The organism is Paenibacillus radicis (ex Xue et al. 2023) (assembly GCF_024722015.1).
Lineage (GTDB): Bacteria > Bacillota > Bacilli > Paenibacillales > NBRC-103111 > Paenibacillus_S.
The window spans coordinates 70,367-86,054 of the sequence record NZ_JANQBD010000008.1 but is presented as its reverse complement, the minus strand read 5'-3'; the positions used below and the strand labels follow the sequence as shown (position 1 = coordinate 86,054).

The 15,688-nt window shown below is 40.9% G+C and carries 14 protein-coding genes; 13 read left to right on the top strand and 1 reads right to left on the bottom strand.

Features of this window, described 5'->3' with window-relative positions; all coding sequences use genetic code 11:
- The first annotated feature begins 284 nt into the window (after positions 1-284).
- The 9 genes from NV381_RS12500 to NV381_RS12460 all read left to right on the top strand — a co-directional run bounded on the left by NV381_RS12500 (position 285) and on the right by NV381_RS12460 (position 10,904).
- On the top strand, positions 285-650 hold the full coding sequence (locus tag NV381_RS12500; RefSeq protein ID WP_258213624.1) for a hypothetical protein: 366 nt from the start codon (positions 285-287) through the stop codon (positions 648-650).
- Positions 651-1,003: 353 nt separating this feature from the next.
- Positions 1,004-1,669 (top strand): MerR family transcriptional regulator, encoded by a 666-nt coding sequence (locus NV381_RS12495; protein WP_258213623.1) that lies wholly within the window; start codon positions 1,004-1,006, stop codon positions 1,667-1,669.
- A 559-nt stretch (positions 1,670-2,228) separates the two neighbouring features.
- Positions 2,229-4,133: an ATP-dependent nuclease gene (locus NV381_RS12490; protein WP_258213622.1), complete on the top strand. Its 1,905-nt coding sequence runs from the start codon at positions 2,229-2,231 to the stop codon at positions 4,131-4,133.
- 301 nt (positions 4,134-4,434) lie between these two features.
- Complete coding sequence (locus NV381_RS12485; RefSeq protein ID WP_258213621.1) at positions 4,435-4,842, top strand: DUF7674 family protein; 408 nt, start codon at positions 4,435-4,437, stop codon at positions 4,840-4,842.
- A gap of 254 nt (positions 4,843-5,096) precedes the next feature.
- Complete coding sequence (locus NV381_RS12480) at positions 5,097-5,549, top strand: DinB family protein (protein WP_258213620.1); 453 nt, start codon at positions 5,097-5,099, stop codon at positions 5,547-5,549.
- Positions 5,550-5,726: 177 nt separating this feature from the next.
- Positions 5,727-7,553: a copper amine oxidase N-terminal domain-containing protein gene (locus tag NV381_RS12475; RefSeq protein WP_258213619.1), complete on the top strand. Its 1,827-nt coding sequence runs from the start codon at positions 5,727-5,729 to the stop codon at positions 7,551-7,553.
- 432 nt (positions 7,554-7,985) lie between these two features.
- A complete protein-coding gene (locus NV381_RS12470; protein WP_258213618.1) occupies positions 7,986-8,618 on the top strand; it encodes a LysE family translocator in 633 nt (210 codons plus the stop codon).
- A gap of 198 nt (positions 8,619-8,816) precedes the next feature.
- Complete coding sequence (locus NV381_RS12465) at positions 8,817-9,365, top strand: aminoacyl-tRNA deacylase (protein WP_258213617.1); 549 nt, start codon at positions 8,817-8,819, stop codon at positions 9,363-9,365.
- Positions 9,366-9,653: 288 nt separating this feature from the next.
- Positions 9,654-10,904, top strand: a complete 1,251-nt coding sequence (locus NV381_RS12460; protein ID WP_258213616.1) for an ankyrin repeat domain-containing protein — start codon at positions 9,654-9,656, stop codon at positions 10,902-10,904.
- 382 nt (positions 10,905-11,286) lie between these two features.
- On the opposite strand, the gene NV381_RS12455 is transcribed toward NV381_RS12460, so the two are convergent.
- Positions 11,287-11,901, bottom strand: coding sequence for an isochorismatase family cysteine hydrolase (locus NV381_RS12455; RefSeq protein ID WP_258213615.1), 615 nt, complete (start codon positions 11,899-11,901; stop codon positions 11,287-11,289).
- 317 nt (positions 11,902-12,218) lie between these two features.
- Between NV381_RS12455 and NV381_RS12450 the strand changes: the two genes are divergently transcribed.
- The 4 genes from NV381_RS12450 to NV381_RS12435 all read left to right on the top strand — a co-directional run bounded on the left by NV381_RS12450 (position 12,219) and on the right by NV381_RS12435 (position 15,580).
- Positions 12,219-12,353 (top strand): hypothetical protein, encoded by a 135-nt coding sequence (locus NV381_RS12450; RefSeq protein WP_258213614.1) that lies wholly within the window; start codon positions 12,219-12,221, stop codon positions 12,351-12,353.
- A gap of 68 nt (positions 12,354-12,421) precedes the next feature.
- Positions 12,422-12,844 (top strand): MerR family transcriptional regulator, encoded by a 423-nt coding sequence (locus tag NV381_RS12445; protein ID WP_258213613.1) that lies wholly within the window; start codon positions 12,422-12,424, stop codon positions 12,842-12,844.
- A gap of 187 nt (positions 12,845-13,031) precedes the next feature.
- On the top strand, positions 13,032-14,462 hold the full coding sequence (locus NV381_RS12440; protein WP_258213612.1) for an aldehyde dehydrogenase family protein: 1,431 nt from the start codon (positions 13,032-13,034) through the stop codon (positions 14,460-14,462).
- Positions 14,463-14,488: 26 nt separating this feature from the next.
- A complete protein-coding gene (locus NV381_RS12435; protein WP_258213611.1) occupies positions 14,489-15,580 on the top strand; it encodes an MBL fold metallo-hydrolase in 1,092 nt (363 codons plus the stop codon).
- Positions 15,581-15,688: the final 108 nt, after the last annotated feature.

The following is a 15,688-nucleotide window of genomic DNA, read 5'->3' as shown; positions in this document are numbered from 1 at the left end:
GTGCAGAACCAGCATTACTTTCACTTTTTGTCATCTCAATGTTCTACTATTAACAATCGTCCTGCATTAGATAATAATGCAAGTCTGTTGGTTACGAATTCTGTATTTACTTCAACATAGATTTGGTTAAAGGTGGATTGAGATAACGGAGATCGCTAGCCGCCCTATTCGAAGTATGACAATTCCCACATTATGATACAACATTGCGAGTGAAATCAGGTTCTTAAAGATTTTATCAAGTATCAAACAAAATAATACAGAAACTAAGAAAGGACAGTACTAACATGGAAAATGTATTAAATGTAGATAAATTTGAATCAATAAAATCTTTACAATCGACAATAAGTAAACTCGAGAATGCCTTGTCCCAGATGACTCAAAATGGCGCAAATACTACTCTAGTAAAGAAACGACTCAAAGCTGTTTCCATCGGCTTAGCCATGCTAGAAAACATTTGGAATCAAAGACCCCATTATTACACACAGGAAGATTTAGCAGAAGCTCGCAATGTTATTACTGGTTTATTTCCATCAATTGAAAACAGTTATGCTAAGTCAAAGGCTGATAGCCCCCAAAGAACGCTTTTAGAAAGAAGAATTAAAGCGTTGGAACTAGCTGTCCAAGCGATTGACGATCTTTCCACTAAATAACTCATATTGTAAACGAAGCGTTAGGAGCAACCTTAGTTCACCTTATTGAACAAAAACTAACTGAAGCCTTTTTTAATCGATTCTGGAGTTGTTAAGCCACTCAACTCACGGAGAACGATAGCTTAATAAAGACCTCGAATTGTCTAGGACAAGAACATATATCTTAGCTGATCCGCGGAATTCGCGGATTTCTTTTCTTTAATGATATATGTTCTTCTCCAAAGCAACGGGCAAGAACATGAGAACCTCACATTTATGCAGAAAGTATAGTATGCGATGCAGAACAAATATTAAAAAAGCTTGAGTACGACGCAGCGTCATACTATAAATTGATGTGGAAAGGAGGATGTGGCTTGGATCAAGGCTATTACCATACGAACGAATTTGCCAAAAAAACGTCCGATACTGTTCGTACGCTTCAATATTACGATAAGAAAGGCGTTCTTTCCCCTTCGGAGTATACACAGGCTGGCTATCGATTGTATTCCAACGAGGATCTGGTCAAGATGCAACACATCCTGGCTCTGAAGTATCTCGGCTTCTCTCTCATCCAAATCAAGAACCTGATTCAAACAGGACCACAGCAATTTCCAGCCGCTTTGCAAACACAAAAAGATATGCTGTTGGAAAAACGTGCGCAGCTCGACTCCATCATACACGCGATCCAGGAAACAGAGAAGATGGTGGAGGGCGGCGAGGTCGACTACTACTCAATCGTCAAAATAATGGAGGTTATGCAGATGAAATTGAGACCGGAATGGGTCAATAAATATTTGACCCCCGACGAACGGAAGACGATGCGCAATCTGGCAGTAAATTCATATTCACGGGAGGCATTGAAGAAGCTAGCGGGCCAGGAGTTCGTCGAAGAATCACATCTCCAATATACCCAGTTCAGGGCTGAGCTCAAGCGGCTCGTGGCAACCGATGCCGATCCGGGTAGCCCGGAATCTCAAAGCCTAGCACGGTCCCTAACGGATAAACGCGCGCCGATCGCAGGGAGACCCAGAAATCCTTAAAGGAATGAAACAGGCCTGGGTAGTTTCAACACGCTGCCCGACGATATGAAGCCACAGATGTACACGCTGTCCATGGAAGAGCGGGAATTCATCAAACAAGCGTGTATCATAATGTACAAGCAGTCCGCTGAATATTGATAGCAAGTGCATCCGAACGGCAACTCTCAAAAACCAGTCTGTAGCCCACCTAGGTGTTACGTCCCCCAGAAATAATTATTTATTTTACGGGAATTCAAACGGAGACCATACTGCAATACAAACATGAAGCAGCCGTCCAAAATCAATCGGCTGCCTTTGTATGGATACCGCTATTGCCTTTAATTCATGTAGTGGTTGTGATTCTAGTGGGCTACTTATGGGGTTTCTTAGAAAAACAACTTTCTTGGCATAAAGTAAAGGTAGGGCAATTGCGCTAACGGGTACGATAGCTCGGCAAACCAGTCCTTTTAAAGGACTGGTTTTTTCGATACATAAGATAAGTTATGTGTTGAATCTCTCGTTATGAGTAATAATGTTTACTTCCATATAAAGGAGACAAGTAAAAGAATGTTGGATTATAATGGTAAAGAGAACATTCCATAAAATGGGGGTGCTAGATATTAACAATCAGATGGGTATTTTAGAAGAAGTTGTTACTGCACGACCACGCCTTAAGCAATTAATTATTAGAAATTTTCGAGCGATAGGTAATAAGCCTGTTACAGTTGAGTTGGATAAGATAGTGGTTCTAGTTGGTCCAAACAACGTGGGTAAGAGTTCTATCCTACGCGCATACGAAGTTGCGATGTCGGAAGGCTCTAATGAAGCTATACTATTGCTGGAAGATTTCCCAGGTGGTAATGTCAAAAGTGATGCTTTACCCGAGATAGAACTGCACACAGTTGTTCATGATAATGCACCTGGATCAAGATGGATTTCGATAGATCCCATTACACATGAGAAGGTAGTGATTGAGAAATGGATATGGGCTTCACCTGGTGCTCCTAAGCGGCAGGGATACGATATAAATAAGAGCGTGTGGGCTGATGATGGTGTTCCTTGGGGAGCTGCGAACATAGCCAATTCCTATCGCCCTAAACCGCATCGTGTTGATGCATTTTCAGATCCAAAATTGCAAGCGGATGCTATTGTTAAATTGCTGTCGGATGTTATTAAAGAGAGAGTGAAAAATGTTCAAGAACAGTCTGAGGAAGAATCTCAGTACAAACAACTTCTAAGAACGATAACAACTTTAAGACAGCAAGTGGTTGTTGAATCTAACATTCATATTGAGAAAATAGAACAACAGGTCTCAGAATTACTGAATGAGGTTTTTCCTGGTTACATAGTTAAATTTGATCCTCGAACTGAGGAAGATGCGGAAAATGACCTTAATTTATTTAATAAACTTAGCAACGCACAGCTGAAAATGGGCTATGCTAATAGCGGCTATTTAAGCACACTAGATCGTCAAGGAAGTGGAGCACGACGTACATTATTATGGAGTGCCCTAAGAATGATTGCAGAATCTAACTTAGCAAAACCAATAAAAAAAGGTACAAAGAAAGAATTACCTGAGAATGGGGCAATTCGACCTCATGTTCTTTTGCTAGATGAACCAGAATTATGCCTTCATCCAAATGCAGTAAGGGAAGCATGTCGTGTATTATATGATTTACCAAACGCAGGTAATTGGCAAGTTATGGTAACAACACACTCGCCTGCTTTTATTGACGTCTCTCGAGATAACACGACAATAATAAGAGTTGAACAAAAAAATGGTGATATTTCAGGAACAACTGTGTTTCGTCCAGAAAGAGCAAAATTAGACAATGAAGATCGAGCACGCTTAAAGCTGCTGAATATATTTGATCCATATGTTGCAGAGTTCTTTTTTGGAGGGCGCTGTATAATCGTTGAGGGTGATACTGAGTATACAGCGTTAAAACATGTAATTGCTTCAAAACTGGGGATGTATAAAGATGTACATATTATTAGGGCAAGAGGTAAGGCGACTATTGTATCTCTGATTAAAATACTTAATCATTTCGGTTCCAGTTATTCCGTTTTACATGATAGTGATACCCCAATTACAATGCGAAAAGGTAAACAAATTAAAAATCCAGCTTGGGCTCTTAATGAGAAGATATACAAAGTTGTTACTGATCGACCGGAGTCTTCAAAAGTAAGGCTTTTATCTTCGTTGGGGAATTTTGAGAAGGCTTATTTTGGGGAAGAAGTAAGTAATGAGAAACCTTATAACGCAATTTTGAACCTTCAGCAAAACAGCAGTGCATTCAAAAAAGTTGAGTTGCTTCTTGAGGCTCTACTTGATCACAGCAAGGAGCCACCTCACGGGGCACTTCAATGGACAAGCATTGATCAATTAGAGGAGTTTGTTTCTGCTTTTACGAGTTCAGATTTAGTTGCAGCAGCAGATGAAATTACGCAGGATGATATTGGTTCTGACAAGTTAAGCTACTGAAAGCATAAATCACCAACGGAAATGATAGTGCAATGATAATATCTGCGAACCAGTCCATTGAGGAGCTGGTTTTTTCAGTACATAAGATAAGGTATGTGTTGAAACTATCGTTACGCTAACGGATAACGATAGTGGAGGAGCTTGCCGCGTGGCAGCTCCTCTTTAGTTTATTAAAGTAATGGGCAGGAAAGTATAATTTACTTCACGAATACCTCAGTAATATAAAAGACTTAGCAATTATTTATGAAACAAATACAAACCGAAAATAAAGCTCTTTAATAAACCATAAGGATGAACGATTATGAGTACTTGGAGAAGAAAGGGATTAGAATTATTCTATGATATAAGATTTAGTTTCGTAGGTAAGGATGACACAGTTTACTCTTTAATATTTGAACTTAGACGCAGGGTTATTAAATCTCATTTGAAAAACGATAATGTAGATCTTGATAAGATCTATAATTTCGCAGAATGGTGTTTTTATCAATATCGAAGAAGTAACTATTTAAATAATGCTATATGTGTTGGGTTTTATGAACATTTAGTTGACGATGAAATTACTCGGAGAGAAATACCTTACAGAGTTAAACCAGATATTTTCGAGAGCGTTAAAACTTTATTTGAATGGATGTTACGAAAAAATAAGGGTCTCTATGAAGAATTAATTGAAGAATATAATAGAATTAATAACACCGATTTTGTTAGTTAATTCGAAGAAGTCTAGCCCTTTATTACCGAGAAATTTCGACGCACCGAAAAGCTCTCGTCGGATCGCTATATCATTTAACTAACGAGGAACTATAGCGCAGGAGCTGAGCAGTTCTTTTTTGATTTCATTGAAGTAGCTGGCAGTGATAGTTTAACTTTAACTTAAGGAACAAAAGACAGAACGAGCGTTCTTTACATATATACAATTGATGGATAAAATTAACATATAACCAAATGAGAAATGGAGGTTAATAAATGAGTAATAAAGCAGCTTTGAATTATGGACAGACAGCAGAAGAAATACTAAAGTATAAAGAATTCGATGAACAACGCCTTCACGAGCCGATAAGTGAAGGTAAGTGGTCAGTTAAGGAAATCATAGGCCATCTATATTATTGGGATAAGTTCATTTTAGAGAAGCATGTTCCATTTATGAATGATGGTACAAACTTGAATGCTTTCCCTAATCATGACCTACATAATAGAGAAGCCATCGAATACATAAGTTTTTTTACAACAACAGGTTCTTTAATAGAGGAATTTGTCCTGAATAGAAGACTGTTAATTGAAACGATATCTGGAATCGACAGTAATGTTAAGTTCACAATTGGTTACGGGAAACGCCAATCTACAGTTGATAATTACTTGAAGATATTTATTGACCACGATATACATCACCTCAAACAGATGAATGAACGACTAAGCTAACGGAAACTATAGTTGAACAAAACAAGGAGCAGTACTGTCTCGGCAGCCGCTCCTTGTTTTTATTAAGCTAAGGGCAGTAAGGTTAATCAGGCCAGAATAAGGAAAATATTAGTATTTATCTGCAACTAAATCAAACCAATCACGTCTAAGAGTATAGACAAAATAAGAGGTGCGTTAATGAAAAAATTTGTGTTGGGCTTATGCTGTGGTTTATTCATTGCATGTTCATCTATTGCATTCGCATCAGATTCTATCCAAGCGTTATTATTTCCTGCCCATTTCGAAATAAATGGAAGTAAAATTTTCATGAACGATGAGTATAAAGTACTTAATGTTGACGGTCATGCGTACGTACCAGTTCGATTCGTAGCCGAGCAATTGGGCGCAACGATCGACTATGATCAGGAGCAGCAAAAGATTTTTGTCAAAAATCGAAAGCTTGACTTATCGGATCCGGATTACAACGGGATATTGGTTGGCAATTTAATCTTAACGAAAAACGGCAGCAACACCAAAGTTACCGGTCAGTTGCAAATCGAAGGTGTAGGGAATACAAAAAATACCGTTGAGACAACCCTTGCTTTTTACAATGATAACAGTGAAAAAATTGGCGAAGTTGCGATTCATGGAGATGATTTTGGGGTAGATGCTCAAACGTTCGTTTCAGAGGGCTTAGGGGATTTTAGAGCTTATTCGACGGTTAACCTCCATGTTGGTCATGTAAATGGACATATCATTCCTGCGGTTCCAAGTATCGTGTATGAAAACAGGAAAAACAACTTCACCCTCGATCTTCCTAAGAGCTGGGAAGGGAAGTATGATGCGGTGGAAACCGTAGATAAAGCCTCCAAGTTCGAAACTATTACTTTTATTGACATAGCAAACAAAGAATATGGTGGAGTTGTTTTTTCTATCGGCATATGGACCAAAGATAATTGGAGCCATGATGGTCAAACAGCTATAGAGGTCGGTCATATATCGAAAATTGGAGAACTCGGAGACAGAGTGTTCACAATAAGCACTCCGAGTGATGTACAATATGATCCACACAATGAGAAGTTAACGGCAGAATATAAATCCATGTCGAAATACATAAATACGATTAAAACCAGTTTTCAAGCAAATGTGAATCTCACTGAAAATGAAGTAAAAGATATTCTCAATCAGCTTATACCGAAGGCAGCAGGCGTTTATGGAATGTTTAACGGATCTTCATGGTTTGCAGAAGATGCGACGAAAACGATTCCGGGTGATGAAGAGTACTTACTTGTAACTGGGCCAAGAGGGAAATCGTCACTGAATACCGAGAACGTCAAATCCATAGCGGATTTAAAAAAAGTAGTAGAGGATGTATTTACAAAAGATATGGCTCAAAAGCTATTTTATAATGGTTATTTGGAAACGAAAGATATACGTCTTCCTCTTTATAAGGATTATGAAGGGCGGCTTTACGTAAATACATATAATGGAGGACACGGGTCGGCATCAAAGTATTTCATTGATACCGCCAAGATCATCAGCCAAGAGGGTAATGTTGTTGTCGTTGAATTTATTACGACTGAATATGATTTTCCGTACAAAATGACCGTAAAAATAGAAAAGGTAAACGGCAAATGGTTGCTTGCATCGGGAGCTAGCTTTAATAATGAAGTGGAAATAAAATATGATTATATTTTGAAATACCAAGGTGAAAGTAGTCTCTGGTCTGCTGCGTTAGAAGATACGGTTTGGGACTTCGGAAATGGAACAAATAAGGTTCACAGCAGGATTGTACTAACTTATAAAGGTTCCGATATCAATAATGTTGGCAAAGTAGACTTTACTTATGGGAACGAAGCGAATCGCAATAAATGGACTTTTATAGGATCTAACTATTCCGAAGGAATAATCATATATGATGAGTTTGATGATAATATCGTATTACCTGCAAAAGATGACGTTGTGAAGGTAACATTGGAATGGGATGGAAAACAAGATTCTTTTGTTATGAGCAATTCTAGGTAAAACAATTTAACTAATTTGGAAAATCAACCGAATATCACTCAATAAATAACGTAAGTCAATCGGTAGGCCGTTGAACTACCATGAAAAAACGGATTAACTTTCATGCTCTGTGGTGCAACGCAGGAGGATGCATGGACGGCTAACGGGAAACGATAGTTCAATAAACAACCACGACGCGGCTGCCGGCATAGATCGGCAGCCGCGTTGTAATAACGGGCAGTTATGTGCAAAGAAACTCAAAAAAAGATTTGTATAAAAATTCAATGTTGTGTATATTTATGATGCGTAGGTACGAAAGGAATCGTCCGTGGGAAAGTGGTGACGACTATCGGAATGAAAAAAGCGCTGAAGGAAATGTTCTGTCATGTTGAGATTCTTCCACATATTGTTTAAGGCCAATTCTACGGCCTAGCCTGAGAGGAGTAATGTACTTTGGTAACTTCCGGTACTTTGATTGCTTTTGCAGTAGTTTCGCTCGGCATGGTTTGTTCTCCGGGTCCTAACATGATTTATCTGATTTCTCGTTCCATTTTGCAAGGACGCGCAGCGGGGGTGATTTCGCTTCTAGGCGTTATTCTTGGATTCTTGATTTACATTGTCGCAACCATGTTCGGTCTTTCAGCGCTCTTCCTAACCGTCCCTTTTCTTTACGTATTAGTAAAATGGGCGGGGGCCGGCTACTTGCTTTGGCTTGCTTGGAAAGCAATCAAACCGGGAGCCGTTCCGATTTTTGCGCCTAAGCAAAGTCTTTCCATTGATCCTCCGAAAAAGCTGTTTTTAATGGGATTGATGACAAATCTGCTAAACCCCAAAATTGCTCTTTTATATGTATCACTATTGCCTCAATTTGTGGATCCTACCCGGGGTTCGGTGCTGCTCCAAAGTGCAGCTTTAGGTCTGACACAAATTACCGTCAGTTTTACGGTAAACCTGCTTATTGTTCTTGCGGCTATCAGAATTGCTGAGTGGTTCGGCACACGCCCAACGTGGCTGAGGCTGCAACGCTGGTTGATGGCAAGTGTGTTAACAGGACTTGCTGCTCGTCTCGCATTTGAGCGCAAATAGCGAATCATTCGCTAAGCTAACGGGACACGATATCGCGGCGATGGAACCGATCCATCGCTTATTTTCTTCGTTTCGGTGGTTTTACACAAACTGGTAGGAAAGTGTAAACAAGCTTGTACTATAAAAAGGAAATCGTCTATTGCTGACGAATAGTTTTGTATGAAGGTAGCCAAATTTCAGTATGAATGAGGGAAGTATATGGAGGAACTAATATCCATTTTAAATAATGAGCAAATTGAATATGAGATCATTGAACATAGCATACCAATTAACACAGCACAGGAAGGTGCAGATTATTTTGGTATTCAGATTGGACAAACTGCCCCAACACTCATACTGAAGACCGAAAAAGGCTATTATTCGTTGATAATTTCTGGAGATTATGGTCGAGTGGAGTTTGATTCGTTGAAAGAGATATTAGAAATTCAAGAAATCAAATTGGCAAAGCCTAAAGAAGTAGAACAAGTAACTGGCTGTAGGATTGGTAATGTGCCATTAATAAATCCAAATATCCCAACAATTTTAGATAGAGAGTTATATCGATTTCCTTTTGTTTATGGTGGTACAGGGTTATCGCAAACGACTTTGAAGATTCAACCACAAGATATAGAAAAATTGTTACTTAAGGTAATGAAGATGAGCTTGATGAAAGGATTTATCGCTAAATGCTCAACTAACGGGACACGAATGTTAAATAGCAACAAAAAGAGCGGGGGCCGGGGCATCCTGTTTTTTTGTTTAAACTAAGGATAATTAAACGCTTATATGGAATATAACTGGAAACGAGGACACTATAGCGCAGAAGCCGCATTGTAGCAACTCTTTTTTAAATTCCATTTAAGTAAAATAGCCACTTTTAAAAATGTCATAATTTGCTATGTAGTGGAAATTTTCATACTTTATTTTGGTGGAGCGTTATTATGTTTAACTTTAAAAACACGACAACAAGGTATCATTTATAAAACTACCTATCTACAAGAAACAAAGTTTGGAAATTTTAGTATAACTAAATGAGAATCTAAAGGGGGGTACGCATTGAAAAAATTAGTGATTGGCATGATTTTGGGTGCCGGTTTGACCCTATCAACGGTAGTATATGCGTCAGATACGATACAAGCTATCAAGTTTCAGGTTAGCTTTTTATTTAATGGTGTCTCTAAACAGGTAGATAGTGAATACACAGTTTTGAACTATAACGGGCATGCTTATGTGCCCATTCGGTTCGTTGCTGAAAGCATGAGAGGGCAAGTCGAGTACGACGAGACGAAGCAGCAAATATCGATTAAGTATGGGACACCGACCGAGCAGAAACAAACAAGAGTCGAAATGACGGCTCTCCAATTATTTGATGTAGCTGGACATGGCGATTTAATAGAAACAAAGAAATACGTAGATGCTATAGCTCCAGAGGATCTTAACCCTATTTTTCTCCAAATTCTAAAAATTGCTCATATGTTTCAAGGGAAGCCGCACGTTGCTGATTTAGTTGATCTATTAATTGGGAAGAAAGTTGACCTCAATATGGTAGATGAATCAAATGGGTATACGCCACTGCATTATGCAGCGGAACGAGCCATTGATTTAACGGGAAATCTATTGGATGCCAAAGCCAACGTGAATGTTAGTGCCAATGGAATGACACCGCTTATGCAAGTAGCAAGCAAAAAAAAACTAGGGTTAGTCAACAAGATGCTTGCTATGGGAGCGGATCCGAATCTAGGTGGAGGGGCTCTGCTTTCAGCGCTTCATCCTTTCGCTCATTCGGGATTAACCGATGAGAGCGTAGAAATTGTAAAGTCTCTACTCGCGAACAAAGCTGATGTGCATACTGCTGGTTTTGAGGGGGAAACGCCGCTGTTAGCAGCTGTAGATATGAGCATGCCGCAAAATCTGCAAATTGTGAGGATACTGATCGAGCACGGGGCAGACCCTAATCAGAAGCCCAAAAGTAATTGGAACGGTACCACTCCATTAATGAGAGCAGTTAATCCTTTCGGATATGACACCCTCCAAGGTGTCTACGAAATGACCGAGTTGTTGATCGATGCGAAGGCGGATGTCAATGCAGTAGATGAGAAAGGAAATACGTCACTCTCCTATGCGGTTGAGTTTAATCAGCATGCGCTAGCAAGTAATGAAGAGGTGACTAAGGTGATTCAATTGTTGTTGAGAAAAGGCGCTAATAAGGAAATGAAAGACAATAATGGCCTCACACCGCTCGATAAAGCGAAGGAAATTGTAGATGAGAAGAAAAGATCAGAAATTCTAAAACTCTTAGAGAAGTAAATGAAGTGGAAACGAGCAAGTATTCTAAATAGAGAGGAGGGGCATGATGGAGTGACATCATGTCTCTTTTGTTTGTCGAGTTTTTTGATTCTGCTAGGCGACATTTATACATATGTCTCATAAATACCCCCTAGTAATTTCGTTCTTGTATTTCAATGTAAGAGGACTAGAACGTATATCTATAGAAATCCACGTGCTGCGCGTTTTTATTATTTTATGAATGTAAGTTCTTGTCCCGCAAGAAAAGAACTTACATCCTTTACTGATACTGGACAAGAACATTATCCTTTGCCATGGTTAGTTCAACACATAATATTTTGCATTTAAAGAGTGTTATGAAAGGAAGTCATTTTCGAGCCGATTGACGGGTAGATCAACAACCTCACAGTTGAGCAAGAAGTTCTTCCGTTGATACAATAACGTGAGCAAACGTAGGCCCATTAACTTCATGCGCCGAGTGCATAGCCTCTTTACTATAAGCCGCTGTAGCATCTTTAACCAGAGTAACATGGTAACCCAACTCCGAGCCGAAGCGTGCGGTCGCTTCGATGCATGTGTTGGCTAACAAACCGATAATGATAACCTTTTGTAAGCCATGCATTTTCAGCTGATAATCCAAGTCTGTGTTCGCAAATCCGCTGCTAGACCAATGCTCTTTGATAATCACGTCGCCCTTTTGAGGTTGAAAATCGGGATGAAATTCCCCACCCCAAGTACCTTTTGCAAATATTTGTGATTTTTTGGCTCTGACCTGATTGGGATTTGGATACAACCAAGTATCGAAATCATCCGGTTCAGATCGGTGATGGGGAACAAAAAAAACACGGATGCCGGCTTTTCGAACCTTATCAACGATCGCTTTTAGATGTTCGAGCAGGTTTACGGATTCCGATATTTCTTTGTGACGAGGATAAGCTTTACCTTCCGTAGATAAGAAATCATTATAGGGGTCAACCAATAATAAGCCCGTAATTCCTTTATCGTAGGTTTTTGTCATCAAGGCAACATTCCACACTTTCCTGTCAGAAGTACATTTCGTTATAAGTTTCGTCAATTTACCATACTTTATGCACTTGACGGCCGTGTGGAGAAACTAGAGTGGCTTTTACTGTATCAAATCGGTATGACCCTCAGTTGAGCCGATAGGCGGCGGTCTCCAAAGGTCCGATTTTAAGCGGGCCTGTTGGAACAGAGAAGTCGTTAACAGCCGATCTTGCTTTCTGAAATGACATGCAATATTATCATTTTGCATAGTAAACAAAGGCTTGCCCGAAAATAATTTAAGGTTCTATATTGTAAAGGAGAGCTGCGAAAATGAATAAAATGGAAAAGAAATTGTCGGGAGATCAGGTGAGTTCGCAGCGTACTCGTTTTTCGTTCAGCTCCTGCAGGTCATGCAGCAACGGGAAGAGGGAGCCAATCAGCTTGTCGAACAGCGCATTTGACTAACTGACCGCTTATGTTATAATTGCGAAATCCAAAGGTGAATAGACGCTTGGGAATGGGGGGAGAGCGAATTGTTTACAATAAAGGAAGCATCGGAAAAATTAAATTGCCCTGCACATACAATACGATTTTATGATAAAGAAGGACTATTGCCGAATATTCGCAGGGATGACAACGGCAACCGCCTGTTTGATAAAAAGGATTTGGACTGGATTCGATTAATGACTTGTTTTCGCGCAACAGGAATGAGCATAGCGGGTATAAGAGAAATTGTCGAGCTTGCCCAGCAGGGAGAAGCGACGATTGCGCAGAGAAGGGCCATATTAGAAGAGCATCAAGCAGAAATCGTAAAAAAGCAGCAGGTGCTGAACGATGCTTTTGAAGCGGTGAGTCAAAAGCTGGAGGTGTATAATAACCTCCAAAATGGCAATCCGGAGGATAGCTTTCTCGAATATATTAATAAGTTGGATGAGCCAACGAATGAAGGTTTCTAGTGAATACGAGCGAAATTCTGCTTTGAAATTGTATAAGCGAAGCCCTGATCCATTATTTCTATCGATAGAAATAATGGATCAGGGCTTCGCCAATTTTATGTAAAGCTATTGACTTAAAGTGGACTTTAACGTTTACAATATAAATGATTTACGCTAAATAATCTGAAAGGATGGGGAGGAAACACTAATGAATGTGTACGATAAGATTTATATAAATGGACAATTTGTCAAACCGGTGGGTACGGAAGAGCTGGAGCTGATCAATCCCGTAAACAAGCAACCAGCCGGCAAAGTCGTGCTCGGAAACGTTGAGGACACTCGCAAGGCAATAGAGGCAGCTAAAGCTGCATTCAAAACGTACTCTAAAACGAGCGTTGAGGAACGCTTGGAAATGCTTTCGCGGCTGCATGAATCGCTGTCGCAACGATTCGACAGATTGACGGAGGCGACTGTTTCGGAATACGGCGCGCCGGTTACAGTGGCTAAAATGCTGACCCAACTTGCGATCAACGCCTTTTTGCATATGAAGGAAACGGCCCAATCGTATCCCTTTATACGAGCGGCCGGCACAGCAAAGGTCCGAATGGAGCCGGTTGGCGTTGTGGGAGTCATTACGCCTTGGAATGCCAATGCAACGCATCTTGCCAATAAAATTGCGCCGTCGCTTGCAGCGGGCTGCACCGTGGTTGTCAAACCGAGCGAGTTTAGCGCGGCGCAAACGGAACTATTTATGGAAGCCGTCCATGCGGCGAATATCCCGGCTGGCGTTATCAATATCGTTAACGGCAAGGGAGAAGTAGTCGGCGAAGAGTTGACTCGCCATCCGGACGTTACCGGCATCACGTTTACAGGCTCCACAGCAATCGGAAAACGAATCGCGGCAGGCGCGGCGGCTAACTTAAAAAGGGTTACGCTCGAGCTTGGAGGAAAATCGCCTACCGTCATTTTGGATGACGCCGATTTAACGAAAGCCGTTCCGCTTGCGGTAAGGGCTGGATTCATCAACAGCGGTCAGGCTTGCCTTGCCGGTACTAGGGTGCTCGTTCCGGAAACGCGTCTAGAGGAGGTCAAACGTTTAATGGCTGCAACCGTCGAGGCGTTAAAAGTGGGCGACCTCTGGAACGAAGCCTCTGTTATTGGGCCAATGGTGAATCAAAAGCAGTTCGAAAGGGTTCAGCACTATATTACCCAGGCGATCAATGACGGAGCTGAAGTGGTTGTTGGCGGCGCAGGCAGTCCTCAAGGGCTCGAAGACGGTTACTATGTTAAGCCGACGGTTTTTTCCAATGTGACGAACGATATGACTATTGCGCAGGAAGAAGTATTTGGTCCTGTCCTATCGATTATTACTTATAAGACGGAAGAGGAGGCTATTGAAATCGCGAACGATACACCATATGGCTTGCAAGCATTCGTCTTTTCCGGAAGCACGGAGCGGGGCAATCCGGTCGCCGAGCAAATCATGGCCGGACGGATATCAGTCAACGGCTTACACGACGAACCGAAAGCGCCGTTTGGAGGGTTTAAAAGCTCAGGCATAGGCAGGGACCACGGCACGTACGGAATCGAAGAGTATTTGGAGCCTAAGGCGATTCTGGGTCACAGTTCCGTTATGTAATGAAGAGAAAGTTGGGAACAAACAGAATGAAATTATTAATTCTAGTCGTTATAGCAGTTCTAGTCATCTTTTTGATGCTGAAATATTATCCTCCGCTTGGCGGCAAAAGCTCGGCGGAAAGTCAGAGAAGAATTCAGGCTTCCCCTCAGTTTATCGACGGGAAGTTTCGCAATCAAATTCCAACGCCGATGGATTACAGTTTAAAAGATACCGCTGATGCGCTGATAAAAACAATAAAAGGGACTCCGAACAGCAGGCCGAAGGGGAGCGTGCCGGTTGATTCTTTTGATTTGAAAGCTTTTAAGGAAAATAAAGAAGATCAAGTGATCTGGTTTGGTCATTCGACGCTATTGCTGAAAGTAAATGGGGTGAAGCTGTTAATAGACCCCGTATTTAGCGATTATGCTTCACCTGTTCCTTTCTTTGGTCCCAAACGTTACAGTGACAAGCTGCCGGCAGAAATACAGGATTTGCCTGAAATAGACGCTGTTATTATATCGCATGATCATTATGATCATCTGGACTATGGATCGATTCGCAAGCTGAAAGGAAAGGTAAAGCAGTTTATAGTTCCCTTGGGGGTTGCCGGTCATCTGACGAAGTGGGGAGTCGAACCTGAGTTCATTAAAGAGCTTGATTGGTGGGATAAGGAGTCCGTTGAAGGACTAACGTTAATCAGCACGCCGGCAAGACACTTCTCTGGTCGGGGCGGAAGCAGCGGCATGTCTACCTTATGGAGCTCCTGGGTCATTGTTAGTGATCAAATGAAAATATATTATAGCGGGGACAGCGGATACGGGCCGCATTTCAAGGAGATTGGCGATAAATACGGACCGTTTGATCTCACGCTTATCGAAACGGGTCAATATGATGAAAAGTGGGCAAATATTCATTTGACTCCTGAAGAGTCGGTGCAAGTTAACCTAGATGTGCAAGGTAAATTGATGATCCCTATACACTGGGGAGCTTTTACGTTAGCGTTGCACAGTTGGACAGACCCTATTGAACGGGCAAAATTAGCGGCAGAGCAGCTGAATGCAGCTTTGGCGACACCTAGAATAGGAGAAACCGTAACAATAGGAGCTACGAAATACCCTTATGGAAACTGGTGGGAATAACTTTTAGGCGTATTGTAAAAGAATGATTTTTTTCTATAAACTAGCACTTGACTTAAAGTCGACTTTAAGATTTAAGATCATTCTCGAGCGACGCTCAAAACACTATCG